Genomic DNA, 24,601 nt, shown 5'->3' with positions numbered 1-24,601 from the left:
GGCCCGCCCCCGTGGGGCCCGTACGGCTGCGGGGTCAGCGGCGTTCCGCGCGTTGCTGCTCGTAGAGACTGGCGGGCTCCACCGGCTTGCCCGGGCTGACGATGGTCCCGGGTGCGGGCTTGGTCGGGAGGTCGTCGTCGTGCTTGCCGGGAACCTGCTTGCCGCTGATGCCGTACGCCCAGTTGTTGGCGGTGGGCGGGGTCAGGATCGTGAAGGTGGTGGCCTTGGTGTTCCAGAACATGTTGTTGGCGCCCTGCCAGCCGTGGCCGGTGCCGCCGTCGAAGGCGTTGGCGGCGATGAAGGCGCCGTCGGTGCTGTTGATGGTCAGCTGGTCGTAGAGGGTGCCCGAGGCCCAGCGCATGTGGGGGCCGGCGTCGACCTGGCCGTGGCCCGACGGGGAGGTGGCGGTGGAGTGGGTGAAGACGTTGGGGCCGGCGGCGAAGGCCTGGGTGGTCCAGGCGTGGACGCGGTCGCCGGTGACGGTGGTGTCGCGGACCAGGACCTGCTGTCCGCCGACCATGAAGGCGGGGGGCGGGGCCAGGCCGTCGGGGACGGCCATGTTCAGGTCGGCGGCCCGCTCGATGGTGACGCGGCTGGCGTTGTCGTTGACGTAGAACCCGGAGCCGAAGCTGGTCAGTTTGACGTCCTTGACCCACACGTCCCGTGCGGCGCCGATCGTCACCAGGCGCGAGGCGAAGGCGCCCGCGTCCTTGTTCTTGCCGTCCTCGAGCCGCCCGTAGTTGGGGTCCTCGGTGAATTCCTTGGCGTCCGCGGCCAGGTTCTCCACGCCCGCGTGGGTGACCTGACCGGCCAGGGTGTAGTGCCAGGCGGTGCCGCCGCCGTACTTCTTCTCGATCGCGGTCGTGATCGGGGCGTCCAGCGTGAGGGTCTTCCCGGAGACGGCGACCACGGTCCGTACCGCGAGGATGCCCGAGTTCGGCTTCCAGGACTCGCCGCCGGGGATCTTGTCCATACCGATCGCGTTGATCCACTCCTGAGTGGTCGGGCGCTGCACCACGATCTGTTCGCCAGGCTTGAAGGAAGAGGCGTTGTCGAGGGTGACCTGTGTGGCGCCGACGGGCACGTAGCCGTCGGTGATCGTCGCCCGCTGCCCCACCCGGGTGTAGGCGCCGTCCCCGCCGATGGTGATCAGGGATTTGGGGACGCCGCGGGCTTCGAGCAGGGTCCCTCCCTTGGTGATGTCGGTGCCGGAGCCGCGCAGGACGACGCCGTCCGCCAGCTTCAGCGAGCCGGCGACAGGGAATCTGCCCGGGCCCAGGAGCACCGCGCCGCGCACGCCGGCCGCGGTGGGCTTCAACGCCGCGGCCTTGTCGAGGGCGGCCTGGATACGGGGGGTGTCGTCACCGCTGCCGCGCGCGTCGACGCGTGCGACGACCGCGGCGTCCGGAAGGGCCCCGCCGGCGCCCTTGTAGCCGGCCGACGAGAAATCGGGGATGCGGTTCCTGGAGGCGTCCGGCGTGTAGGACAGCTTGCCGTTGACCAGGGCCACGGACGCCGTCGTAGCGGTGCCCGGCTGGGTGGCCTGCGCGGCCTGCTGATCGCTCTGCATCCACACGACCGCGGTCGTCGCGAGCACCGCGACCGTACAGGCGGCCGTGATGCGGCCAGGGCTCATCGTCCTGCTGTGACGTCCCTTGTCCTTCCGGTCTCGTGTCGGCTTCTTCGTCAGCCTGGCGCTCATCGCGCTGCTCCTCATAGTGGCGCGGTGTCCCACTGGCATTCAGCAGGAAATCGTAGGTCGGGAAGAAAATCCAGTCGAAGATTCTATGGTGATGGAACCGTTACGCATAAGAATTTACGGATTCAGGGTGTGGCGCCAGTGGGATCGCCACCACGTGGCCCCGGTGCCCGCCTCGCGCGGGCGCGAGGCGGGCACCGCTCCAGCCCGGGGAAGTTCTCCCGAGCTGAAGGGCCCCTCCCGGACGCGCCGCACTGGGGCAGCGCACCCTGGTCTGTCCGGGAGGAGCCGATCATCGGCTCACTCCGCAGCGCTGCGGAGTGAGCCGATGAAGTTCAGAACTGGAGGGACCAGGCGTTGATGTAGCCGGTGTCCTCGTTCGCGTTGTCGGTGACGCGCAGGTTCCAGGTGCCGTTGGCGGCCTCGCTGGAGGCGTTGACGGTGTAGGCGCCCTGGACGTTGTCCGCGCCGTCGTTGCTGTTGTAGTCCTTCAGGCGGTAGGCGCTGCCGTCGGGAGCGACGAGTTCGACGCGCAGGTCACCGCGGTAGGTGTGGCGGATGTCCACGTTCACGGCCAGGGCTGCCGGGGCGTTGCCGGTGACCCCGGAGACGATGATCGGCGAGTTGACGATGGTCTTGTCCTTGATCGGGTAGTCGGCCGTGTTCTCGAACTTCGGGCCGCTCGGCGGCACCGTGGTACCCGCGTTGACGTAGAGCAGCTTGTTCGGGGAGCCGGTCCTGGCGTCGGTGACCTTGTTGGCGGTGGCGTCGGCCACGAGCTTGTCGCGGACCTGTGCAGGCGACCAGGACGGGTTCGCCGCGAGGACCAGGGCGGCGGCTCCGGCCGTGTGCGGGGAGGCCATCGACGTGCCGCTCATGACGGTCGTCGCCGTGTCGCCGGAGTTGGACGTCGAGGTGATGTTCATGCCCGGAGCGAACAGGTCCAGGCATGAGCCGTAGTCCGAGAAGGAGGCACGGGCATCGTTGCTGTCCGTGGCACCCGCGGTGATCGCGTTCGGCGTGGAGGCCGGGGAGACGGTGCAGGCGTCGGTGGAGTAGTTGCCGGCCGCGACCGCGTAGGTGATTCCCGTGGCGATCGAGTTGGTGATCGCGTCGTTCAGCGACTGGTCCTTGGAGTCTTCGATGCTGAGGTTCGCGACGGCTGGTTTGGCCGCGTTCCGCGTCACCCAGTCGACCGCGGCGATGACACCCGAATTGGGGCCCGATCCGCCGCAGTCGAGAACGCGCACGCTCACCAGCTTGACGCCTTTGGCGACGCCGTAGGTGCTGCTGCCGAGGGTGCCGGCGACGTGGGTGCCGTGGCCGTAGCAGTCGGAGGCGTCGGAGTCGTCGTCGTCGATGAAGTCGTAGCCGCTGACGGCCCGGCCGCCGAAGTCCCGATGTGTCATGCGGACGCCCGAGTCCAGCACGTACGCGGTCACGTTCGACGCGGTGCTCGGGTAGGTGTACTTCTTGTCCAGCGGCAGGTCTCGCTGATCGACCCGGTCCAGGCCCCAGGTCGCATTGGTCTGCGTCTCGGCGATGTGGGAGATCCCGTCGACCTCCACCCGCGCGACCGCCGGGTTCGCCGCGAGCCGCTTGGCTGCGGCCTCCGGTAGACGGACGGAGAAGCCGCGCAACGCGTCGGTATAGACGTGGCCCAGCGTGCCGCCGTGGCCGGCTGCCAGATCCCCCGCCGTACGTTCCACCTCGCCCCGCCCGACCGACGCGTCCAGGGTGACGATGTACGAGTCCTTCACCACGTCGGCACGCCCCGCACCGACGATCACCCCCTCGCCCGAGGGCGTGGGAGCCGCGCCCACGGCGCTACCCGTCCCGATCAGCAAGGCAACACTCGCGAACCCTGGGCAACAGCACGCAGGCCCACAGCGTGGGAACTCATACAGATTCCTCCTAGACGACTGTCCGGACCGCGCCGGCCCGGCAACCACGGAGCAACGCCTCGCAGGCAAGGCAGTTGGAAGCGGCAGCCCGACGACCACCGCGATCCGACACCACTCCGGGCCCACCGACTGTCCGGCCGGCGCCCGGCAATTCCTACACCGAGGGGCAGGTGTGACCGCAGCCCCTTACTGCGATCACACCCGCGCTCGACGGCAACTCCTCTGGGGGAGGCTCCAACGGGACTTCCGGTCGCGCCCGAGCAGGCGACCGTGGGGTGCCCGTACGGACAAGCCGCCGACGAACTCCCTAGAGCTTCGTTCGCGCATGTGGAACCAGGCAATCCGTAGCGCTACCTAAACATTTCCCGCAGGCCTGCGGAACTGCACTTTCTTACCGGTCGTGCTGGCCGCGTAACACTGCCGACAACCCGGTGCACGACCTGAGAAGCAGTACTGCTTCGGCTCGGGAGAATCCGGTCTCGCTCGAAATCGGATCCGGTCGGTTCCCGCCCTCGGAACCACGGCGAGCACCGTCGACGAGCTCGCCGAGGCCCCGTTCACGCGGTACCTGGGGAGCGAACCCACATCACACAGGTCCGCGCCACCGCCTTGGAGAAGCCAAGGGAGCGCGGAACTCCCGTCCTGAGAGCAGCGCTTACACACGCATGGCCGCAGCATCAGCTGCGGCCATGCGTGAGCTTCGACGGCGTCTCCGCCCTGGGATGGGGGCTTGCGACATCCGGTCGTGCCCGGAGCAGCGACCGAGGGTGTCTTCGGACGTGCGGCCGTCGAGCTGCCGAGAGCATCACCCCTGCATGGGCGGCCTGGCAATGCGTAGCACTACCTATAGAAATCGGTCGCCGCATGCGTATCCGAAGCAGCGACAGGTAGCTGCGCCAGATGTCGCAGCCGTGCGGGGCGGGGCCGTCCAAGGACGCACTCCAGTCATCCCCGATGCGATGCGGCGTGCAGACGCGTCCCACACCGAGGTGACCCCGCACCCGGAGCGCTGGCTCCTTGCATGTGGTCAATCAATTCCATCGCCTTGCGCAGCCAAATAGTTGGGTAGCGCTACGCATTGCCGCGATCCGGCGACGCGCTCGATGCTCTGACCAGTCCTGCCGAGGCCGCACGTCGGTGTCAGCAGTCATCGGTGATCGCTGACGGGTACGGGCCCATGACAGGTGCATGACATGTCGGCGGTCTCGGGCCGCCCTCCCGCGCTGAGCCCGCTCACACGTCGTCCGCGCTCCACAGGCTCCACCCGGCGGATTCACCCCAGTCCGCCGGCCCCCCTCCCATAAGGAGCAGCGTGCATTCCACGCCCAGCCGTCGCGCCACCGCGACCGGCGCCCTCATCGCAGCCGCCGCCATCCTCGCCGCGAGCGTCCAGTCGGGCGCCGCCGCCGCGGACGCCCCTCGGAGCATCGCCCCCAAGTCCCAGCACGGCAGCTCGGCCAACCCCGGCAAGCTCCCCGCCGACCTCACCCCTTCCGCCCGCGCCGAGCTGATCAAGGCAGCGGACGCGGACAAGACCTCCACGGGCCGGTCCCTCGGACTCGGCACCCAGGAGGACCTGGTCGTCCGCGACGTCGCCCAGGACCGCGACGGCACCACCCACACCCGCTACGAGCGCACCTACGCCGGCCTGCCCGTCCTCGGCGGTGACCTGATTGTCGAGACCTCCAAGGCCGGCGCCCGCCAGAACATCACCAAAGCCTCTGCCGCGGAGCTGAAGAACCTGGACACGAACGCGACCGTCACCCCGGCCGCCGCCGAACAGCAGGCCCTCGGTCTCGCCCGGGCGGCGGGCTCCGACAAGGCCGCCTCCGACCGCGCCCCGCGCAAGGTGGTGTGGATGGGCAAGGGCGCGCCGGTCCTCGCGTACGAAAGCGTCGTGGGCGGTCTCCAGCACGACGGCACCCCCAACGAGCTGCACGTCGTCACCGACGCCCGCACCGGCACGAAGCTCTACCAGTGGCAGGGCGTCGAGAACGGCACCGGCAACACGATGTACAGCGGCCAGGTCACCCTGGGCACGGCGGGCTCGGCATCCTCGTACACCCTGACCGACACCGGCCGCGGCAGCCACAAGACGTACAACCTCAACGGCGGCAACTCCGGCAAGGGGACGCTGTTCAGCAACACCACCGACGTGTGGGGCAACGGCACCCCGCAGAACAAGGAGACGGCCGGCGCCGACGCCCACTACGGCGCCGCTCTCACCTGGGACTACTACAAGAACGTCCAGGGCCGCACCGGCATCCGCGGCGACGGCGTCGGCGCCTACACCCGCGTCCACTACGGCAGCGCCTACCAGAACGCCTTCTGGGATGACGGCTGCTTCTGCATGACCTACGGCGACGGCGCCGGCAACACCAAGCCGCTGACATCCATCGACATAGCCGCGCACGAGATGACGCACGGGGTCACCGCCAACACCGCCGGCCTGCAGTACAGCGACGAGTCCGGCGGCCTCAACGAAGCCACCTCCGACATCATGGCCGCAGCCGTCGAATTCTGGGCCAACAACGCCCAGGACAAGGGCGACTACCTCGTCGGCGAGAAGATCGACCTCTTCGGCACCGGCAAGCCGCTGCGCTACATGGACAAGCCCAGCAAGGACGGCAGCTCCAAGGACGCCTGGTACTCGGGCCTCGGCAACCTCGACGTCCACTACTCCTCGGGACCGGCGAACCACTTCTTCTACCTGCTCTCCGAAGGCAGCGGCGCCAAGACCATCAACGGCGTCGACTACAACTCACCGACCTCCGACGGCCTGCCCGTCACCGGTATCGGCAGGGACAAGGCCACGCTGATCTGGTACAAGGCCCTCACCACCAAGTTCGGCACGACCACCGACTACGCCGGCGCCCGGACCGGTACGGTCGCCGTCGCCAAGGCCCTCTACGGGGACACCAGCCCCGAGGTCGCGGCCGTCGAGAACTCCTGGGCCGCCATCAACGTGGGCCCCCGCTCAGGCGGCGACACCCCGCCCACCGGCAAGGTCTTCGAGAACACCGCCGACGTCTCCATCCCCGACAACGGCGCCGCGGTCACCTCGACCGTCAACGTCACCGGCATCACCGGCAACGCCCCCACCAACCTCTCCGTCAGCGTGGACATCAGCCACACCTTCCGAGGTGACCTCGTCGTCGACCTCGTCGCCCCCGACGGCTCCGTGTACAACCTCAAGCCGTTCTCCAGCAGCGACTCCGCCGACAACGTCAAGGCCACCTACACCGTCAACGCCTCCAGCGAGGTCGCCAACGGAACCTGGAAACTCCGCGTCCAGGACAAGGCCTCGCAAGACACCGGCTACATCAACAGCTTCAAACTGACCTTCCCGTAGGCCGCATAGGTCGGGACCGCGTTAGCTAAACCGGCCTGTGCGTCGCCTAATTGATCCCTCACCCCACTCCCGACGGCGGGAGTGGGATGAGGCAGCACCACTTCGCCAGACGTCCGGCGAGCAGCATCGTAGGGTCGCCTCGTGCACGCCGCGTAGTTCCTCAAAGGGGAGCGTGAACTCTTGCTGGAAGAAGCTCCCTTCGCCGTCCAGCACACCGCTAGGAGGTGGCTGGCAGGCTCCGCGCGCCGCACATGTAGGTGAGCGGACTTCCCTGCCGCGCGGGACGGCCACGATCCCCGGGGTGGAGATCAGCGTAGTCGGGGACTTCAACCACTGGAACCCCGCCGCTCACCCCCTCGAAACCCAGGGCAACGGCACCCGCACCGCCACCGTCGCCCTACCCACCCACACCACCCACTCCTTCCGCTACCTCGCCGCCGGCGACTACTGGTTCAACGACGACACCGCCGACGGCCACGACGGCCCCAACAGCCGCATCCACACCTGACCCGCCACACAGCCCCGCCGCCCCCGCTCCTCGACCCGGACCACAGCGCAGCGCACCGGGTCACCGCATAGATGATCAGGGCGAGGTGCTGCTGGCCCGCGTCCCGACAGTCCTGCCCGACGCAGGTTTCGAGGAGATCGCCACCGGTGCCGAAGACGTCAACCTCATCCCCTGCACCCCTCAGGCACTGGGGAACCTCTCGACCTTCCGGACCACCGCCTCCGCCCTCGCCCGCACCTTCGCCGCCGTGCGACCGGCCTCCCCCAGCCTGGCGGCCACATCCCTGCTCCCCGTCCGTGCCGTCTCCAGCCGCCAACTCCGCCCGGGCCGCCACCGCCCGCTCGCGGAGCGCCCGCGCCGCCCGCTCGCCGCGTCCGACTCCGAGGGCCGCGCCCGCTCGGCTGGGGACCCAGACGTCGGGGCTTTCCGCGTCGCCCCCGGCGCAGCGGCGCCGGACAGCGGATCCAGGCCCGTGAACCCCGACACCGGATCCGGGGTCTTCGCCAGCCGGCCTGCCTCCCCTTGCGCAGCAAGGCCCGCATCGGCGAGGACCGCATGGAGAATCTGCTCGACCTCGTGCAGCACCGGCTCACTCACCCTCTGCCGACCTCGACGGCCAGAGCCCGCGCGGTGCGCGCGAGCTCGCCGATGACCACGTGCTGATCGTGCGACAGCTTCCGCATCTGCCCGCCGTCCAGCGTGCGGTGCGCGGTGCGGAGCGCCTCACCGAGCTGGACCAGGGCGTGCGCCTCGTTGGGCCGGCGGCGGGCCAACAGGCCAGCCGCCCACACCGCAACGGTCGGCTTGCGCAACCCGGCGATCGCGGCGGCAAGCCGCTTGTCGCCCGCCTTACGGGCCTGGGCCACGAACACGTCGCGAGCCGCGGTGAACTCCAACGGCACAAGCTCGTACAACTTCACCGCCACCGACTCCACATCCACACCCGAAAGTCTCCCGCCCACTCCCCCGCTCCGGCCGACACCCTGCAGCACCCCCAGACGCACCGCGGTAGATGAAGGCGTCGGCGCTGGCCTCCGCGACGAGCTCAGGCCGGACGAACGTGGTGTCGAGAACGTCGCGCGCCCTCAGGTTCCGGAGAACGTCGCGCCGGTCCACGGGATAGCCGGGACCAACCGGGGCGAGGTGCTCGGCGAGCTCGCCGACCGCGTCGGGGCGCAGCGGCGGCCTGCCCCATCAGCTTCCCCGGGCGGTCGGGGGCGGCGCGATGGATACGGCCACAAGGCTCTCCCGCATCCGGCTCCGGGGTGGACCGCTGTAGTGCGGGACGATCACGCGCGGCCGCCGGTCTGGGTTTCAGATGGTCACGGGGGTTGCGGTCTGGGGGCCGTGCCAGTCGAGGCATAGGACGGTGGCGTCGTCTTTGGGCGGGTGGCCGTCGTAGGCGTCGACGACCGCGCCGACGAGCGTACGGACGACCTCTCGCGGGTGCTGGTCGGCCGTCCTGCGCAGCAGGTTGGGCAGGTCGACCGATTCCGCTTCGCGTTCCTGCATGCCGTCCGTGTGCAGCAGGAGCCGGTCACCGGGGCGTAGATCGAGGTCCTGGATCGTGTAGGCGTCCTGCATCGGAACTCCGAAGGGCAGGTTCACGCGAAGGGGCAGTTCGGTGACCGTGCCGTCGCGCAGGCGGAGCGGCCAGGGGTGGCCGGCGTTGACGAGCTGGGCGTGGGTGCCGTCCAGGGCGATGCGCAGCAGTTGGCCGGTGGCGATGCTGCGGTTGCCGTGGTAAATGAGGGCTTGGTGGACCTGACGGGCCTGTTCGGTGAGGTCTGCCCCGGCGCGGCGGGCGCCGCGGGAGGCGTTGACGAGGAGGGTGGCCATGAGGGCGGCGCTGACGTCGTGGCCCATGGCGTCGGTGATCGACAGGTGCAGGGTGTGGGTGTCGAGGCTGTAGTCGTAGGTGTCGCCGGCGATGTCGGAGGCCGGGACCAAGGCTTCGGCGAGGGCGAACTGCGGGGCCTCGCAGGCTGCAGCCGTGGGTAGGAGTTGGCGCTGGATCTCCGCCGAAAGGCTCACCGTCGTGGTGCGGTTGCCCCAGTGGTAGAGGTCGGTGAAGCGGCGGTCGGTGACGATGATGTAGGCCAGCGCGTGGGCGGCCTCCTCCACCTGCTCCAGCACGTCCGGGGTGACCTCGGCCAGGAACAGTTCCAGAACACCGACCGTGTCCCCGCGGTTGGTGACCGGGGCCAGGACCCTCTGGCCCTGCCCGCCCTCCGGCGCCAGCACCAGCCGCTGATCGCGCAGAACCTCGTCGTAGACGCTACGGCCGGAAAGAGGCACCTGCGCGGCGCGGTCCTCGTGCTCACTGGCCGCCGTGTCGTGAACCCGCAGCAGTCGCCGGCCGACAACATCGACGAACAGGAACGACACGTACAGGGCACTGAACCGGTCACGCAGGTTACGCGCCACGACATCAAGGGAATCCACCGGCGCGGCCGCCTCCGCCGCCGCCAGCACCTCGGCCAGTCCGATCCGGTCATCCGCCACAACACCCTCCAAGGGTCACGCGCTCTCCTTCCCGCAAAACGATGAAATCACGAAGGCGGCACGGCTCGCTGGATCTTCGTCGGAGACTGCCGAGGTGCTTGGGACGGATGTCCTCAGATGTGGAGCTCGGGCGGGAAGCCGGTCCAGCGGAGGTCGGCAGAAAGGTGGCCGGTGTCGTTGAAAAGGAGGACGGACGGGGGCCTGCCGGGCGCGTAGCGGATGACGGTCAGCGCGGCGTTGGCGTGGTTGATGCCCATCCAGCGCCACTTCGGGGCGTCGAGGGCGGCGCGGACGAGCCAGCCGATCAGGAAGTTGTGGGTGACGACGAGTTCGTGGCACGGCTCGTTCCCGGCGACGGGTCCAGTGAAGTGTGCGAGAGCCTCTTGGGCCAGCCCGGGTCCCAGTTCGCGTTCGTCGGCCGGGAACTGGGCCAGGTGCCCGAGCATGGCGTCGGCGGATTGCGACGGAAGCTCTTCGCGCTGCGGCATGTACGGGATGTAGTCGCCGGCCGGCGCGGACCGCCACAGGGGAACACCGTCGAGCTGCTCACCGATCAGGGTGGCCGTCTGCTCTGCGCGGGCGAGCGGACCGTGGTGGACGGCGGTGAGCGGCGCCGTGCGGAGCCGCTCCCCGAGCAGGAGGGCCTGGCGGCGGCCGTTGTCCGTCAGCTTGCTCTCGTCCGATGAGGCCTCACCGTGTCGCGTGAGGTAGAGGTAGCGGGCAGCTGTGCCGGTCATGGAGGATCCTCCATCAGAGTTGATCTTGCAGACGTCTGGATGGACGTTGACATGCGCCACACGGTTCCACCACCAACGGCTGCGACGCGCACGGGCAACTGCTGTCACCGGGCGGGAGGTGGAAATAGGCGTGGAGCACGCGTCGTCGTTCGGTCATGGTGCTCACCCCGCCGATCCGGGGCTCGTGTAGCCGAGCGAGGTGAGGTCGGCGGCTCGTGCGCCGGCGGGCTGGAGGTCGGCGTGGCGGGCGGCCGTGGTGACCGTGAACTCGTGCTCCGTCGGTGCGAAGCGGGCCACCGCGTCGACCTCCCGCATGAGGGAACCCGGCATCGGCTGGGCCAGCGCTTCGCCCGTCCTCCGCATGGCCGGGAAACCTGGCCCGTCCGCAGAGGGAGGCAGGGTCCCCGGGTCACGCTGAGGAGCGCCGTAGGCAGTCATGGCATCGCCGAGGCGGAGCAGTGCCTCGGCACTCGGCGGCTCGCCACCGCGCTCGTCCGCCCTCGGGTCCTCTCCGCGGAGTTTGCGGGCCGCTGTCTGAGCCAGGTCCGCGATCTTGTCGCACGCTCGGGCCGACAGCTCCCGCAGGAAGCCACTGGCGCGCCGATCGCCGAGCAGCCGCTCGAACTGCTCGCCCGCGGCCCTCCGGATGGTCGTCGGCAGGTTTCCCCATGGCCCCGTGGACGCTCTGGGCTTGCTGCCACGCGCGGGGCGGACCAGTTGGTCATGGAAACCACCGCCCCGCCCATGGGCTGGTCCCCGGGCGCGCGGGGCGGACTCAGCCGTGCGGGATCAGGGCCACCGGGCTGTGGGCGTGGTGGGCCACCGCGTGGTCGGTTGGCCCCATGCCGTGCAGGGGGCGGTGGCGGCGGCGGCCCACGACCAGGAGGTCGGCACCGCCGGCCTCCTCCAGCAGGAGCTTCGCCGGGTCGCCGGACCGGGTCACGCAGGTCGTCGCCACCCGGGGGTGCCGCGCGCCGGCCGCGGCCACCGCCGCCTCCAGCGGCTCCGGGGCGGCCTCACCGGCCGGTGCCGCGTGCACCGCGCGCAGGGCAAGGCCGTGCCGCGCGGCCCAGGCGTACGCGAAGTCGAGTACGGCGGTGTAGTCGCCCGCGAGGTCCACCCCGACCACGACCCCGGGGCCGTGCGGCGCGGGCTCCCGTACCAGGACGACCGGGACCTCGGCGCGCCCCGCCACGTGCAGCGCGGTGGAGCCGAGCCGCGCGACCACGTGGCGCTCCACGCCACTCGCGCCGAGCACGATCAGCCCGGCGTGCGACCGGGCGGCCTCCCGCGGGATCTCGTTGCCGGGTCCGCCCTCGGCGGTGGCCGCCTCGACGGTCAGGCCCTCGTGCGCGGCGCGGAGTTCTTCAGCGATGGCGGACAACACGTCCCGCGCCGCGCGCTCGCTCGCGCCGAGCACCGGCTGGAACTCCGGGGAGATGGGCTGGACGGTCGGCCAGGCCTGCCCCACGTGGAGGAGCCTGAGCGGCGCCCCGGCGGTCAGGGCCTCGCGGGCGGCCCACCGGGCGGCGGCGAGGCTCCGGGGCGACCCGTCGAACCCTACGAGGACCGGCGGAGCGGGGCGTCCAGCCGCAGTGGCCGAGGCGGGGGCGGGAGCGGGGGCGGAGCCGGGGGTCACGGTGGGACCGGGAGCGGGCTCGGCGGGCGGGACGGACGGGACGGACATCGGCGGCACCCTTCGTTCGATCACACGACCCCTGTGCGCCGCGCACACGCCGTGGCCGCTTCTCGTGGCTCCTACGACGCTACGCCTTTGGCCCGGTTTATCCGCATAAAGAGGCTCCCTCCTCGCTCGGGTCCAGGGCCGGGAGCCACGAAGGCCCCGCCGGCGCGCGGAGTGCGGGCGGGGCCGTGTGCGGTGCGACGGGTATCAGGCGCTCTGGCAGTAGAAGTCGCCGGCGCCGATGCCGGTGGATGGAGTGCCGTCGCAGGCGTAGCTGGTGCCAGCGGTGCCCATGGCAACCACGGCGGCCCGAACTCATCACGGCATCCCTGGTTCAGTCGAGCCCATGATGGGCGGCCCACGACGCCCCGGCACGGCTGGCGGCTTCTGAGACCAGGGCCGCCAGCTCGGGCTCTTCGGGGACGGGGAAGGATACGTACGCGCCCCGACCACCTGCGACCGGCCTGCCGTAGGCCTTCACGGCGAGGTGACCGTCCGGGAGGAGCCGGACGTTGAGCGTGGTGGAGTGAAGTCCTCACCGCGTCGGGTGTCCGTCCAACGGAGCTCCTGCGGGCCGACTGCTCACGTACCGCTCCCGGTAGTCCAGACGCGGATTGAGCAGCACCAGACGATCGACATCCCGCGGCCGATACCCTGCATGCAGGGCCGCGGCCCCACCGGAGAACGAGGCCGCGATCACGTGGATCGGCCGCCCCGCGCGCAGGTCGAACCGCAGACACCGCACACTCGCACCGGCAAGCCCAGCAGCGAGCCGGCCTCGACGACCAGAGCCCACGCCGTGCGCGGTACGGAGCGCCCCAACGGCCTCAGGGCGTGGCTCGTGTACTCCTGTCCGCGATTTCACCTGCACTTCACTCCGACCAGCGCGTCCTGGCTCAACCTGGTCGAGCGGTGGTTCGCCGAGCTGACCCGGAAGGAGCTCACGCGTGGCGTCCACCCTTCCGTCCAGGCACTCGAACGCGACATCCGATCCTGGCTCGCCGATTGGAACGAGCACCTCGGACCGTTCATCTGGACGGGACAGGCGGCGAGGTCCTCGACAAAGTCGCCGGCTACGGCCAACGAATCGCCGGCTCAGGTCACTAGGAGAGCTTGCCGTCGTAGTCCGGCAGCTTGACGGTGCGCTCGGCGTGACCGCCGACCAGGTCGCTCTGGTTGTTGCCGATGTTGGCGATGATCGTGTAGCCGCGCGCCTCGATCTCGGCCCGCTTGGCCGTCTTGTACGCGCTGACCTCGCTGAAGAGGGCGGGCAGATCACGGACGTAGAGGCCCGAGACCGGGTAGCCGACCGCCTTGAGGTTGCGCTCGGTGAAGGAGTACACGATCCCGGGGCGGGCGGTGACGAAGAAGATGGCGACTCCGCGGTCGTTGGCGTACCGGGTCAGGTCGCGGACCTTGGCGATGGCGGGTGTCGGGGAGGTCCAGAACCAGTGGAAGTCCGTCTCCAGCGAGGAGTTGTCGATGTCGAGGACGATCGCGGGCTTCTCGCCGGCGGGCGCGGCGGCGATGCGCTGCTCGATCCCGGGCCGTGCCGCGTCGATGACGGCGGCGACGTCGCGCTGCCAGGTGGCGTAGTCGATGCCGAGGAACACCGCGTTGCCGCCGGGCGCGGATGCGGTGGCGACCGGGGCGACCGCAGTCGCGTGGGCGGCGGCGGGAGCCGCTTGGGCGGTGGCGGCCGGAAGCAGGGCCAGTACGGCCGCCGCTGCGGCCACTGCGGCGGCGGTGTTGCGGGTGCTGCGCATGGGGGAACGCTCCTCGGTCACTCATTGGCATGTACGTGACCAGACTGGACAGCGACCGCGCTCATGTCTACTGGCCGGTAAGTAACGTTTCATGGCTGGCCGGTGAACATCCCCGGCGAACCGCGCCGGCGCCGGGCCGCGGCCGCGGCCGCGCGATCGGACAGAGGCGCAACAGCCCGTCATCCCTCTGGATTATGGTCAGCCATCTTTTTGGTGATCACGTCGTGGCGATCATCGCCAGAATTTCTCTCTTTTTGAACGATTAAGTGACCTGAACGAAGGCTCTTTCGAGGGACGGCCGTCATCGTTCGGGGCCGTCTGGGTGGACGTCCGGGCCAGGAACTCGAACCGTAGCGACGGCCAGCCCCACACGCCACGAACATCGCAGCCGTGAAGCCGGAATCCGCAACCCCCTGACCTGACCTCTCAGGAGCTGGGGGCCTTCTCGACCTCCCGGGCCGCCGCCTCCGCCCTCGCCCGCACCCTCGCCGCCGTGCGACCGGCCTCCCTCAGGCCGGCGGCCGCGTCCCTGCTCACCGTCCGTGCCGTCTCCAGCCGTTCCTTCGCCGCCTGGACGTCGCACGCGGCCGCCGCCACGGCGGCGGCCGCGTGGTCCGCCACCTCCTGAGCGGAATCCTGCGCCGCCTCCAAGCGTTCCGCCTCCGCCGTGGTCTCGGCCAACTCCGCCTGGGCCGCCACCGCCCGCTCGCGGCGCGCCCGCGCCGACCGTTCGCCCGCGTCCGGTTCCGAGGGCCGCACGTCCTCCGCTGCGGACCCGGCCGTCGGTTCTTCCCGCGTCGGGGCTGGCGGAGCAGCGCCGGACAGCGGTTCCAGGCCCGTGAACCCCGATACCGGATCCGGGGCCTTCGCCAGCCGGCCCGCCTCCCATTGCGCAGCAAGGTCCGCATCGGCGAGGACCGCATGGAGGATCTGTTCGACCTCGTGCAGCATCGGCTCGCTCACCGCCTGCCCGGCCTCGGCGGCCAGAGCGCGAGCCGTGCGCGCGAGTTCGCCGATCACCACGTGCTGATCATGCGACAACTTCCGCAGCTGCCCGCCATCCAGGCTCCGGTGCGCGGCACGGAGCGCCTCACCGAGCTGGACCAAGCCATGCGCCTCCTTCGGCCGACGGCGGGCCAGCAAGCCGGCCGCCCACACGGCGACCGTCGGCTTGCGCAGCCCGGCGATCGCGGCGGCGAGCTGCTTGTCGCCCGCCTTGCGGGCCTGTGCCACGTACGCGTCGCGGGCCGCAGTGAACTCCGACGGCACGAGCTCGTACAACTCCACCGCCACCGACTCCACATCCATGACCGGCAGTCTCCCGCCCGCGCCCCCGTTGCGGCCGACACCCCGCAGGACTCCGCGCGTCGGCCAGTCCGGGAGTCATTTCTGCTGCTGCGGTCCGGTTCCCTCGAACCGGGCCACGTCCTCGACAGCCACGTCCCAGCGCAGGCGCACGCGTCGGATCGGATGGCGCCAGACGCCGCCGCGGTGGTCGACGGAGGTGTCCGCGCCTGCGGAGGCTGCTGGGGACTTCGGCGCAGGAATCCCGGTACACCCTTCTGGCGGCGCTGACCCAGCCTCGAATGGGCGGTCGGTGCGGGGCCACCGTGGATTCGCGCGCCGCCGGGCGGACTTGTTCGAGCTTGAGAGGGATGTGCGGCGAACAGTCGGCGTCGAGGGCGGTGGGGCGCTACAAGTGGAGCGGGCAGTTTCGATGGGGAAGGGGGAAGGGCGATGGAGTTCCTGCGGTGGGGGGTGCGGGCGTTGATCGGCGTGGTAGTGCTGGTGGTCTGGCACCGCTGTCGCTATCCGGGAGGGTGGGGTCCGGCGTTCGGCCGCGCCTACGCCACCGAGCGCCGAGAATTGGCACGGGCCCGCCGGCGTCTCACGAGCCGGGCCGTGCGGGGATGGTACGAGCAGACCGTGCTCCGGGTTCGCCTCGACTCCGCGCAGACCGCACGGCGTCGCCGTGTCAGTTCCGCGCGGCAGACCTTGCAGGAGGCCCGGGATCCAGGCCGCGGTCCGGTCCTGGGCCGTCTCGGCGCGCTCGTTCTGCACCGGCATGCGCTCTTGATCGGTGAGAGTGAGGAACTGCCGCTGGTCGGGCTCGTCGTTCGGATCCACCACGGATCAAAGAGCCACCATCTGATCGTGACCGAGGCCGACAGCCACGTCCATCACGTCCCTCTTTCTCAGATCGAGTACGAGGAGAACGCCGTGCACTCCTTCGTCACGCTCATCACGAACGCCGCACGCCGCGACTCGGCCTTCCAAGCAGGCCTCGACGATCGTGTCGAGGCGGCGCAGACTGCCCTGGCCGTCGCGGAGGCCGACAGCGCCCGGGAGGACGCCGTCCGCAGCGAACTCGAGGACGTCAAAAGACAGCAGCGGAGCGACCCGGAGCAGGCGGCCGCCCTCGCCCGCCTCAAAGCGGCACGCCAGAAATGGAAAGACGCTACCGGCCGCCTTCCCACCAGATGATCCGGCGGTTACATGGGCAATGCGGACTCGGGCATGGGTGGAAGGGCCTTGAAGCCCACTGAGGGCTGGAGGCCAGCGCCCCTGGAGAGCTGGCGAGCCGTATCCGCGTGGCTGGGCTGACAGCAGAAGCTGGCCGAGCGGGCGATCAGCGTGCTGGAAACGGAGCTAGCCGCCGAAGCGGCCCGCCGGCCGCCTCCCGCGCCCCGGACTGCACGCTCGAATCCATTCGCACCACCTCCCGGCCGAAGGCGCTGCGCGTGCACGCCGGGGAGTGGTCGCAAGTAGGAACCCGATTCAGGGAGGTCACCGCGGGACGCGTTCGGAGAGCAGCCACGGTGACCGCTCCCCGAACGGAAGCCTTGGTGTCGATGAGCCTGCTCACACCATGGATGGCCTCAGGTGAACGGGACGACGATCTTGAAGGTCGCGATAGTTCGCCCGCCACAGCAATTCTCTGCCACCGCGGTTATGTTCCATGTGCCTTCGTAGGCGAAGAATTGGCGCTTGTTGGGCATACCAGAGAATTGGCGCCATCCGCAATCGGTCTCGTCTTCGATGAGCTTATCTAGGTGGAACACGAACGACGCCCTCACGGAACCGGATGGTGCATCCTGTCGCTGGTCCGGGAATTTTCCGGACAACAGTCCTTGCCCGATGTAGGCGACGCCGTCCGGACCGGGCTTACTGCTGCATTTCCCGGTGAACGCCGAAGATACCGTGGCCCACTTTGATCCCGGGGCGTCATCAGCGTATACGCGGATGTCCGCCTTATTCTCACCCAGCCAGTTGGCATCGACCTCGAACTGCCCACCCGAATTGATGGTGGTCTGGCTACCCTGACCGGCGCCGCTTTTCTCGAACTTGAGAATGTAAATTTTCGGTGGTGTGGAGTCGCTACTTGGCGGCGAATTGTTCTCACACGTACTTACCGATCCCATCAGCATCACGCTAACCGCGAGTGCAACAACAGGTCCAACACCACGGCGATAAATGGTCCCCCGCTTCACACGGCGAGACCTTCCCAGAGCTTTCATGATTTTCCCAGACAGCCACAAGGATGCCGATTGCCGCTCAAGCTCAGGACGCCCACCGGAACGAAGCGAAATGAGCCCTGGCCGGCGCGCCAGCAGTCGAGAGACAGAGTGTGCACCCCGGTCTCGGCCGACGACAGAATCGTCTTGAGCCATTTGCGACCTATACCTTGAACGTACGACTGCGGGCGTTCGGGCGCAACAGATCGATATAAGTTGAATTCACAATATTGGACTCATCAACGTCAAATCAGGGTTCCGCCAGGTGTGCTGACCGACGGCCGCCGACACTGGGGAATCTGCCGGGAGCCGCTTGAGGGAGGGGCGCCGCAGGGCATGACGCACCATCAGGCGGCGGCCGCACCGCAACGCGTCAGGGCCGCCGTCGGCAGCGCGGCCGAAGCCGACGCGCCGACCGAGGTGAAACGGCAAGCTGAACGACTGCCCCAGACGGGTGCAAGTGATTACATCGTTCGCTACACATAAGACGTAGCGAACGCTGCACTCGATGCATGGTGACGATGAGCGCTACCGGCAGTCCGTCCATCCCGCTCTTCCCGTCCGACCCCGGGACCGACCCCCCGACCTGTGTGCCAAGGGCCGTTGGGGGTGGGTCAGCTTCGAGAGCCGGCACACACCCGGTGGCTACGACCGCCACCGCGGCTGCCGGATCACGGTGCTGGACCACGGAACACCGTTGGCCGTGTGCGAGCTCCTCGCAGACGACCCCGACTCCTGGGCGCGCGCCGCGGAACGCGAGCTGGCTCAGCTGTCGTCGTGGGTTCGGGTGCTGCGCATCCTGCATCCGGTCCCCTCCTACGAGGCCCTGGCCGCAGCCCCGTCGGCTGGAACCACCATGGGCTCAGCCGCACCCGGCCCACCACCGCCAGCAGCGACGTCCCCGGCGGGGTCAACCGCTCCACCGACGCCCCGAACTCCCCCGCGCCCTCCAGCAGGTCCGCGAGCGCGTCGGCGTCCGCGTCCGTCGAGCAGCCCGACAGCTCATCCTCTGCGTCGACGACGTCGGCCAGGACCAGGTGCGGGTCATCGAGCTGCACCCGCACCGTGCGGTGTCCGGCGCCGACCAGGACCTGCGACGCCGCCGGCATGGCATCGGGCACCTCGATCTCGTCGCGGGCGAGCAGCCATCCGACCACCGCCGTCCGATCGAAGAGCGGGCGCAGCTCCGTACCGCCGACCACGGCGGGGAAGTCGGGGTTCCTGCGGCGCCAGGCCGCCGCCGCGGCCCGACCCACCCGGTCCTCGAAGCCGCCACCGCCAGTATCAGCGGCCGGGCTGATAGGTCATCGCCCTCCTGGTGATCGCGCCCTCCAAAGACGAACGGGAACGCGTCATCCCTATATCTTCCGAGCTCTTCCACGCCATCGCTCAGGTCGTCCGCCGCCAGACGAGAAGGCAGCGGACCGTTCCGCTCATCAGCCGCTATGACCCCCAGGAACGACTCTGGTCGGACCCCATTCCCTTTCTGTTCCAGCGCCACCTCGGCGCAGCCCTGCTCGGACATCTGAATCCGCACACCACTCAGGGTTACGTCGCGGTCTTCGCGGAGGACATCGCGGAGCACTACCAGGAGTTCCGCAACCACCGCCGGGCCCTCCGTCCCGAAGGCGAGTACGTCGACGTCACCCCCGAAGAATGGGGGGAGTTCGAGGAGCATTTCGATAAGCGCAAGGTCGAACTCGGCAACTGCGCTCGCCCTTATGGATCACCCTGTCAGCATGAGCACGCCTGCATCCGATGCCCGATGCTGCAGCCGGCGCAGACTCGGTGGAGTTTGAGGTCGCAGTCTCGCGAGCGGCCGGTCGTTCAGCGGGGCAGGATGCGCATTACTGCCTCGTGTTCGCCGCTGAGTCGCAGGCCTTGCTGTATTGCGGCGCTCAGATCGAGGTCGCCGAGCAGGGTGGCGGCCAGCAGGTGCGGCGGTCCGGTCAGTGACGCGGTGGGGTGGTCGACCCGGCCCGCGTGTGTGTGCACCGAGCCGTCCTTGACTTCGATGACCAGGTCTTCGTTGCCGTCGGCGTGCAGTTGCAGGGCGATTGCCGGCTGGTCGGGGTGGTGGTCGGTCAGTGCCCGCGCGGGCATGTCCAGCCAGTGGGTGCGGAAGGTGTCGTTGCCGCCCGGCTCACGCAACAGCGGCACGCCCCACCGGCTCAGTTCCTGCAGCACCGGCTCCAGCGTGCGGCCACGCTCGGTGAGGGAGAACAGGGTGGTGGCCACCGGCGGCGGGGCGGCCTCGCGGTGGATCAGGCCGGCTTCCTCGAGTCCGCGGAGCCGGTCGACCAGCAGGTTGCTGGCGATCCCGGGCAGCCCGTTGCGCAGGTCGGTGTGCCGGCAAGGACCCAGGGCGAGCAGTTCACGGACGATCAGCAGGGTCCAACGGTCGCCGATGGTGTCCAGTGCTTTCGCGATGCCGCAGTACTGCCCGTAGGTGCGCATGCCACCACCCTACATCGCGGTGTTGAGATTCAAAACTCCCTTGTTGACTTTCTCAACAAGGTCGGTCTAGCGTCGCTGCCCATGACCCCCACCCTTTCCGTCCGTCGGCTGGCCTGGGCCGGCGTCGAGATCCGTCTCGGCGACACCCGCCTGCTGATCGACCCGCTCGAGAACGTCGCTCCGCTGGCGCCGGTGATGGGGCCGCCGCACCGGCCGGTCGACCCGGTCGATACCCCGCCCGGCACCCACGCCCTCATCACCCACCTGCACCCCGACCACTACGACCACGACCTGATCGCCCGGATCGCGGCCACCGGCACGATCGGCTGCCACACCCCGAGCGCGGCGGCGCTGCGCGAGGCGGGCATCACCCCCGTCGCGCAGGACCTGGGTCAGTCACGCCGCATCGGAGAGCTGACCGTCACCCCGGTGACCTCGCTGGACTGGCGCGGCAACGACTGTGACCAGGTCGCCTGGGTCGTCGAAGGCGCCGGCCGGCGGGTCATCCACTGCGGCGACACCCAGTGGCACGGCAGCTGGTGGCAGATCGCCCGCGACCACGGCCCGTTCGACGTCGCGTTCGTCCCGGTCAACGGCGTCATCGCCCACTTCGAGGGCTACGCGGCCAACGTCCCGGCGACCATGACCCCCGAGCAGGGCGTCGAGGCCGCCGTCGCACTCGGCGCCGGCACCGTCTGCGCCATGCACTACGGCCTGTTCCACAACCCGCCGTTCTACACCGAACAACCCGACATCGAGCAGCGCTTCCAGCACGCCGCCGACGAGCGCGGCATCACCGCGGCCATCATCGCCGACGGCCAGCCCGTCCTCTGATGATCAGAAACAAGGAGCAACACATGAAGATCGTCCTGTTCGGTGCCAGCGGCAACATCGGCCGGCCCACCACCGAGGAACTACTGCGTCGCGGCCACACCGTCACCGCGGTCACCCGAGCCGGCCACATCGACGGACTGGGGCACAAGGCCCTGACCGTGACCACCGGTGACGTCACCGACCCCGCGGCGGTCGCCGGCCTCGCCGCCTCCCACGACGCCGTGCTCTCGGCCGTCGGCCCCCGGATCGGCCAGGAAAGCGACCGCGCCACGATCGTCGGTGCCGCCCGTGCGCTGATCGACGGACTCCGCCGAGCCGGCGTCACCCGCCTGGTCACCATCGGCGGTGCCGGTAGCCTCCGCACGCCGACCGGCGCCCGGGTCATGGACGACCCGGACTTCCCCTCGCTGTGGAAGGCCAACGCCGAGGCCCAGTCCGAAGCGCTCGACCTCTACCGCGGCGTGCACGACCTCGACTGGACGTACGTGTCGCCCGCCGCAGTCATCGGAGCGGGCGAGCGGACCGGGGCCTACCGCAGCGCCGGGGACACCCTGCTCACCGACGACGACGGCAACAGCCGCATCTCTTACGCCGACTACGCGATCGCCTTGGCCGACACGATCGAGAGCGGCACCGCGATCCGCCGCCGCATCACCGTGGCGTACTGAGCCATGAGCAACGACGCCGCCGGCCGGCACACCCGATTCATCGTCCTGCTCGCAGCGCTCGTGGCCCTGGGACCACTGTCCATCGACGGCTACCTGCCCGGACTGCCGGACCTCGCCGGCGACCTGCGCGCCAGCGCCGCGGCCACCCAGCTCACCATCACCGCCTGCCTGGCCGGGCTGGCCATCGGGCAGCTGATCGCCGGGCCGCTGAGCGACACCTACGGCCGGCGACGTCCGTTGCTTGCGGGCCTCGCCCTCTACACGACCGCCAGCGCGCTCTGCGCGGTGGCGCCCGACATCCGGACCCTCGTCGGCCTGCGCCTGGTCCAGGGCATCGGCGGGGCGTTCGGCATCGTCATCGCCAACGCCATGGTCCGCGACCGCACCTCCGGAACCCGCACCGCACGTCTCTTCTCCGCGCTGACCTTGATCACCGGCCTGGCGCCGGTGTTCGCGCCGGTCCTCGGCGGCCAGCTACTGCGCGTCACGGCCTGGCCGGGAATCTTCGTGGCCCTGGCCGTACTCGGCGCCGTGATGCTGGCGGCCTCCGCCGCAGGACTGCCGGAGACCCGGTCCTCCGCGTCACGCCGGCCGCTGCCGGCTGTCGTCGGGCAGCTGCTCAGTGACCGGGCCTTCACCGGGTACGTCCTGGCCAACGGCCTGGTCTTCGCGGCGATGTTCGCCTACATCTCCGGCTCGCCGTTCGTCCTGCAGGAAATCCACGGCCTGTCACCGCAGCAGTACAGCGCCGTGTTCGCCGTCAATGCCGCCGGACTCATCGCGGCCGCCCAGATCAGCGGCCGACTGGTGGCCCGGGCCGGCGCCCGCGTGCTGCTGCTCGCCGGTCTGCTGGGCGCGACAGCCGGTGGCACCACGGTGCTGGCCGCGGTGCTGACACGGGCACCCCTGCCCGCGCTCCTGATCGGCCTGTTCGTCCTGGTCTCCAGCGTGGGCCTCGTCATGCCGAACGCCGCGGCCCAGGCCCTGGCCGACCACGGCGATCATGCCGGGTCGGCCGCCGCGCTACTCGGCTTCAGCCAGTTCATGATCGGCGGGGCACTTGCTCCGCTGGCCGGCGCGGGTGGCGCCACCGACGCCTTGCCGATGGGAATCATCGTCGCCGTGCTGCCTGCGCTCGCTCTGCTCACACTCGGCGTCCTCACCCGGTCGATGCCCGGTGAGCGCACTCGCAGGCCGGCCCGCCAAGGACCTGCCGGGCACCGGCGACCGCGCCGGCACCTCGATCGCAGGGGAGCTGGCATCCAGTGAGCCGTTTCATCCTTCGTAACGCGGTGACTCGAAGTGGTGCAGGACAAGGATGACCTGCACGATTGCGGTGGCTCGGCGCGGGCAGCAGCGCAGCTTGACCAGGATTCTCCAGGTTCTGAGGGTAGCGACGGCCCGTTCGCCGCGAGCGCGGATCTTCGCGTGGGCGCGGTTGACGGCCTTCGAGTCCAGGCCGTCCAGCGCCTCGACATCCAGATGGTCCCCGTGCTCGAAGCCAAGGCCCGCCCGCAATTCCTCCGCGGCGACTTCGAAGTCGCCGCCTTCATGGCCATGAAGGACGTCGAGGTCCGCGTCCGAGAGCTGGCGGGCCTGTCCAACAGCGCTATCGGGAAGACCCTCATGACCGACGCCTTCCGACCTCCCAAGAATGCGAATGATCCGAACGATCACGGAGGGCCGCTCTGGGACCCAACCGCAGACCCCGGGGAAGCCGTTGCCCTCATGGAGCTGTTCAAGGGCGCCTTCAGGAGCACATCCTCCAGCAGGGTCGGCACCTCGCCCTCCCGCAACCGGTCCGCCCCGTGCAGCGCCACCCCCAGCAGCAGATTCCCGTAGGCCCCCGACGATGCCGGCGCCGCCCCCGCACGGCGACTGGAACTCCGCCCGATCAGCAGAGCCCGTAGCCGCTCAATACGCTCCTGCGACGACTGGCGCAGGAGGACGTGGCACTGAAGCTCGGGATGTGGATCGACAACCAGCGCCGGCGCGGCGCCACGCTGGCACCCGAGCGCGTCGAGCAGCTGTCCAAGGTCGGAGTGCGGTGCGGTGGGCGTGACGGGCGCACCTGCCCCGGCCCGACGTCCGCTCGCCCCCGGCGGCCTCACCTTCTCAGACCCGGACCGCCATATCCGAGCGCTACCACCACGGGTTGCGCCCCGTCCAGGACCAGCTCACCACCTCGCCCCACCGCCCGGTGTGCCAGCGCCACCACCTGGACAGTGGTCGTAGCCCGGCCCGGCTCCCGCCTCGGATACCGTGTTCCTCTACGGGGTGCCATAACGGATGTGACGCCCCCCACCGGAGGTAGTCAGCGTATGAGTTCAAAGCGCAGCAAGAATCCAGCCCTGCCCGTACTTGACGACGCCTACCGACTCGCGTCGGTCAAGGACGCCGAAGAGTCCACCCGTGACTTGGCCGCGCGGCTGGCCACCACGGAGCTGCGCCGCGTTTCCCACCCGGGCCGGGTCACCTGGGAGCCCACCGATCAGGCCGAGCCCGTACCGGTCCCGCCGACTGTGGTCGATGGTGACGGGGACCTGTGGCTGCGGGACCGGGGCACCGGCACCTGGACCATGCCCGAGTTCAACCCGAAGGAGTTCCCGGCCCGCTGTGGCGAGGTTCTGACGTGGAACCAGCTTGCCCGCGAGTTCGGACCGCTGACCGCGCTGGCCGACGACCGGCGCATCGGCGGCGGCCGGCGCTGACCGCGCAGCCTTCTGGGATGACCGCGCCCCTCAAGCACCCGTTACAGGTAGCTGGGAGCTCCAGCTACCCGCCGAGCTCGACGATGGCGGCGAGCAGGTGAGCGGGGTGAGGGGCCGTACCCACTCGGACGGTCGCTCTCCGACCGGCGCCGTGCCTTCCGTGCCGGGCAGATGAACCCGGAGCGGGCGGGCGCGCTGGCCGACGGGCGGGTGAGTCTGCTGCTGGCCCCGGACCCCGGGTGGCTCGGGTGGGCTGGGTCC

20 protein-coding genes and 2 pseudogenes are annotated in these 24,601 nt (G+C 69.9%); 8 read left to right on the top strand and 14 right to left on the bottom strand.

Annotation, left to right across the window (positions count from 1 at the left end; all coding sequences use genetic code 11):
- Positions 1–34 precede the first annotated feature (34 nt).
- Entirely contained in the window at positions 35–1,702 is a 1,668-nt protein-coding gene (locus ACIBEA_RS16345; protein ID WP_399261306.1) for a hypothetical protein, read from the bottom strand.
- Positions 1,703–2,034: 332 nt separating this feature from the next.
- Complete coding sequence (locus ACIBEA_RS16340; RefSeq protein ID WP_399261304.1) at positions 2,035–3,522, bottom strand: S8 family peptidase; 1,488 nt, start codon at positions 3,520–3,522, stop codon at positions 2,035–2,037.
- Positions 3,523–4,915: 1,393 nt separating this feature from the next.
- Between ACIBEA_RS16340 and ACIBEA_RS16335 the strand changes: the two genes are divergently transcribed.
- Positions 4,916–6,955 (top strand): M4 family metallopeptidase, encoded by a 2,040-nt coding sequence (locus ACIBEA_RS16335; protein ID WP_399261302.1) that lies wholly within the window; start codon positions 4,916–4,918, stop codon positions 6,953–6,955.
- 301 nt (positions 6,956–7,256) lie between these two features.
- Positions 7,257–7,463 carry an isoamylase early set domain-containing protein gene (locus ACIBEA_RS16330; protein ID WP_399261300.1) on the top strand — a complete coding sequence of 69 codons (207 nt, stop codon included), beginning with the start codon at positions 7,257–7,259 and terminating at the stop codon, positions 7,461–7,463.
- Positions 7,464–8,056: 593 nt separating this feature from the next.
- Here ACIBEA_RS16330 and ACIBEA_RS16325 read toward each other — a convergent pair.
- The 8 genes and pseudogenes from ACIBEA_RS16325 to ACIBEA_RS16290 form a co-directional block, all read right to left on the bottom strand.
- Entirely contained in the window at positions 8,057–8,404 is a 348-nt protein-coding gene (locus ACIBEA_RS16325) for a hypothetical protein (protein WP_399261298.1), read from the bottom strand.
- Between the two features lie 373 nt (positions 8,405–8,777).
- A complete protein-coding gene (locus tag ACIBEA_RS16320) occupies positions 8,778–9,968 on the bottom strand; it encodes a PP2C family protein-serine/threonine phosphatase (protein ID WP_399261454.1) in 1,191 nt (396 codons plus the stop codon).
- A gap of 113 nt (positions 9,969–10,081) precedes the next feature.
- Positions 10,082–10,705 (bottom strand): histidine phosphatase family protein, encoded by a 624-nt coding sequence (locus ACIBEA_RS16315; RefSeq protein WP_399261296.1) that lies wholly within the window; start codon positions 10,703–10,705, stop codon positions 10,082–10,084.
- 162 nt (positions 10,706–10,867) lie between these two features.
- Positions 10,868–11,068, bottom strand: coding sequence for a hypothetical protein (locus ACIBEA_RS16310; RefSeq protein ID WP_399261293.1), 201 nt, complete (start codon positions 11,066–11,068; stop codon positions 10,868–10,870).
- A gap of 412 nt (positions 11,069–11,480) precedes the next feature.
- Positions 11,481–12,392, bottom strand: coding sequence for a universal stress protein (locus tag ACIBEA_RS16305; protein WP_399261291.1), 912 nt, complete (start codon positions 12,390–12,392; stop codon positions 11,481–11,483).
- A 331-nt stretch (positions 12,393–12,723) separates the two neighbouring features.
- Positions 12,724–12,962: pseudogene (locus ACIBEA_RS16300) on the bottom strand (hypothetical protein); the annotation flags it as partial.
- Between the two features lie 530 nt (positions 12,963–13,492).
- Positions 13,493–14,155 carry an HAD family acid phosphatase gene (locus ACIBEA_RS16295; RefSeq protein ID WP_399261289.1) on the bottom strand — a complete coding sequence of 221 codons (663 nt, stop codon included), beginning with the start codon at positions 14,153–14,155 and terminating at the stop codon, positions 13,493–13,495.
- A gap of 426 nt (positions 14,156–14,581) precedes the next feature.
- Positions 14,582–15,463: a hypothetical protein gene (locus tag ACIBEA_RS16290; RefSeq protein WP_399261287.1), complete on the bottom strand. Its 882-nt coding sequence runs from the start codon at positions 15,461–15,463 to the stop codon at positions 14,582–14,584.
- Positions 15,464–15,892: 429 nt separating this feature from the next.
- Here ACIBEA_RS16290 and ACIBEA_RS16285 point away from each other — a divergent pair, with 429 nt between their 5' ends.
- Positions 15,893–16,639 (top strand): hypothetical protein, encoded by a 747-nt coding sequence (locus tag ACIBEA_RS16285; protein WP_399261285.1) that lies wholly within the window; start codon positions 15,893–15,895, stop codon positions 16,637–16,639.
- A 395-nt stretch (positions 16,640–17,034) separates the two neighbouring features.
- Here ACIBEA_RS16285 and ACIBEA_RS16280 read toward each other — a convergent pair whose 3' ends face one another.
- The 3 genes from ACIBEA_RS16280 to ACIBEA_RS16270 all read right to left on the bottom strand — a co-directional run bounded on the left by ACIBEA_RS16280 (position 17,035) and on the right by ACIBEA_RS16270 (position 20,127).
- Entirely contained in the window at positions 17,035–17,646 is a 612-nt protein-coding gene (locus ACIBEA_RS16280; RefSeq protein ID WP_399261283.1) for a hypothetical protein, read from the bottom strand.
- 695 nt (positions 17,647–18,341) lie between these two features.
- Positions 18,342–18,926 carry a hypothetical protein gene (locus ACIBEA_RS16275; protein ID WP_399261281.1) on the bottom strand — a complete coding sequence of 195 codons (585 nt, stop codon included), beginning with the start codon at positions 18,924–18,926 and terminating at the stop codon, positions 18,342–18,344.
- A gap of 571 nt (positions 18,927–19,497) precedes the next feature.
- Entirely contained in the window at positions 19,498–20,127 is a 630-nt protein-coding gene (locus tag ACIBEA_RS16270) for a winged helix-turn-helix transcriptional regulator (RefSeq protein WP_399261279.1), read from the bottom strand.
- A gap of 81 nt (positions 20,128–20,208) precedes the next feature.
- Here ACIBEA_RS16270 and ACIBEA_RS16265 point away from each other — a divergent pair, with 81 nt between their 5' ends.
- The 3 genes from ACIBEA_RS16265 to ACIBEA_RS16255 are packed head-to-tail and all read left to right on the top strand — an operon-like array spanning position 20,209 to position 22,898.
- Positions 20,209–20,961 carry an MBL fold metallo-hydrolase gene (locus ACIBEA_RS16265; protein ID WP_399261278.1) on the top strand — a complete coding sequence of 251 codons (753 nt, stop codon included), beginning with the start codon at positions 20,209–20,211 and terminating at the stop codon, positions 20,959–20,961.
- Between the two features lie 23 nt (positions 20,962–20,984).
- On the top strand, positions 20,985–21,629 hold the full coding sequence (locus ACIBEA_RS16260; RefSeq protein WP_399261275.1) for an NAD(P)-dependent oxidoreductase: 645 nt from the start codon (positions 20,985–20,987) through the stop codon (positions 21,627–21,629).
- A 3-nt stretch (positions 21,630–21,632) separates the two neighbouring features.
- Complete coding sequence (locus ACIBEA_RS16255; protein WP_399261273.1) at positions 21,633–22,898, top strand: multidrug effflux MFS transporter; 1,266 nt, start codon at positions 21,633–21,635, stop codon at positions 22,896–22,898.
- A 6-nt stretch (positions 22,899–22,904) separates the two neighbouring features.
- Here the strand turns inward: ACIBEA_RS16255 and ACIBEA_RS16250 are convergent.
- Positions 22,905–23,078, bottom strand: a pseudogene (locus tag ACIBEA_RS16250) (transposase family protein); the annotation flags it as partial.
- Between the two features lie 33 nt (positions 23,079–23,111).
- Between ACIBEA_RS16250 and ACIBEA_RS16245 the strand changes: the two are divergent.
- The gene (locus ACIBEA_RS16245; protein ID WP_399261271.1) at positions 23,112–23,471 is read left to right on the top strand and encodes a TIGR02391 family protein; all 360 of its coding nucleotides are present in this window, start codon (positions 23,112–23,114) and stop codon (positions 23,469–23,471) included.
- Positions 23,472–23,950: 479 nt separating this feature from the next.
- Complete coding sequence (locus ACIBEA_RS16240; protein ID WP_185296817.1) at positions 23,951–24,340, top strand: hypothetical protein; 390 nt, start codon at positions 23,951–23,953, stop codon at positions 24,338–24,340.
- Positions 24,341–24,601: the final 261 nt, after the last annotated feature.

It is taken from the genome of Streptomyces sp. NPDC051555, from assembly GCF_044454405.1.
Classification (GTDB): domain Bacteria; phylum Actinomycetota; class Actinomycetes; order Streptomycetales; family Streptomycetaceae; genus Streptomyces.
Note: the sequence above shows the minus strand (reverse complement) of the source record. Positions and strands in the feature narration are given on the sequence as shown.

Bases quoted from the DNA above. Each gene is read 5' to 3' on its own strand.
- ACIBEA_RS16345 (WP_399261306.1), bottom strand. From the start codon at position 1,702: ATGAGCGCCAGGCTGACGAAGAAGCCGACACGAGACCGGAAGGACAAG.
- ACIBEA_RS16315 (WP_399261296.1), bottom strand. From the start codon at position 10,705: ATGACCGGCACAGCTGCCCGCTACCTCTACCTCACGCGACACGGTGAG.
- ACIBEA_RS16310 (WP_399261293.1), bottom strand. From the start codon at position 11,068: ATGCGGAGGACGGGCGAAGCGCTGGCCCAGCCGATGCCGGGTTCCCTC.
- ACIBEA_RS16305 (WP_399261291.1), bottom strand. From the start codon at position 12,392: ATGTCCGTCCCGTCCGTCCCGCCCGCCGAGCCCGCTCCCGGTCCCACC.
- ACIBEA_RS16295 (WP_399261289.1), bottom strand. From the start codon at position 14,155: ATGCGCAGCACCCGCAACACCGCCGCCGCAGTGGCCGCAGCGGCGGCC.
- ACIBEA_RS16290 (WP_399261287.1), bottom strand. From the start codon at position 15,463: ATGGATGTGGAGTCGGTGGCGGTGGAGTTGTACGAGCTCGTGCCGTCG.
- ACIBEA_RS16285 (WP_399261285.1), top strand. From the start codon at position 15,893: ATGGAGTTCCTGCGGTGGGGGGTGCGGGCGTTGATCGGCGTGGTAGTG.
- ACIBEA_RS16270 (WP_399261279.1), bottom strand. From the start codon at position 20,127: ATGCGCACCTACGGGCAGTACTGCGGCATCGCGAAAGCACTGGACACC.
- ACIBEA_RS16265 (WP_399261278.1), top strand. From the start codon at position 20,209: ATGACCCCCACCCTTTCCGTCCGTCGGCTGGCCTGGGCCGGCGTCGAG.
- ACIBEA_RS16260 (WP_399261275.1), top strand. From the start codon at position 20,985: ATGAAGATCGTCCTGTTCGGTGCCAGCGGCAACATCGGCCGGCCCACC.
- ACIBEA_RS16255 (WP_399261273.1), top strand. From the start codon at position 21,633: ATGAGCAACGACGCCGCCGGCCGGCACACCCGATTCATCGTCCTGCTC.
- ACIBEA_RS16245 (WP_399261271.1), top strand. From the start codon at position 23,112: ATGGTCCCCGTGCTCGAAGCCAAGGCCCGCCCGCAATTCCTCCGCGGC.
- ACIBEA_RS16240 (WP_185296817.1), top strand. From the start codon at position 23,951: ATGAGTTCAAAGCGCAGCAAGAATCCAGCCCTGCCCGTACTTGACGAC.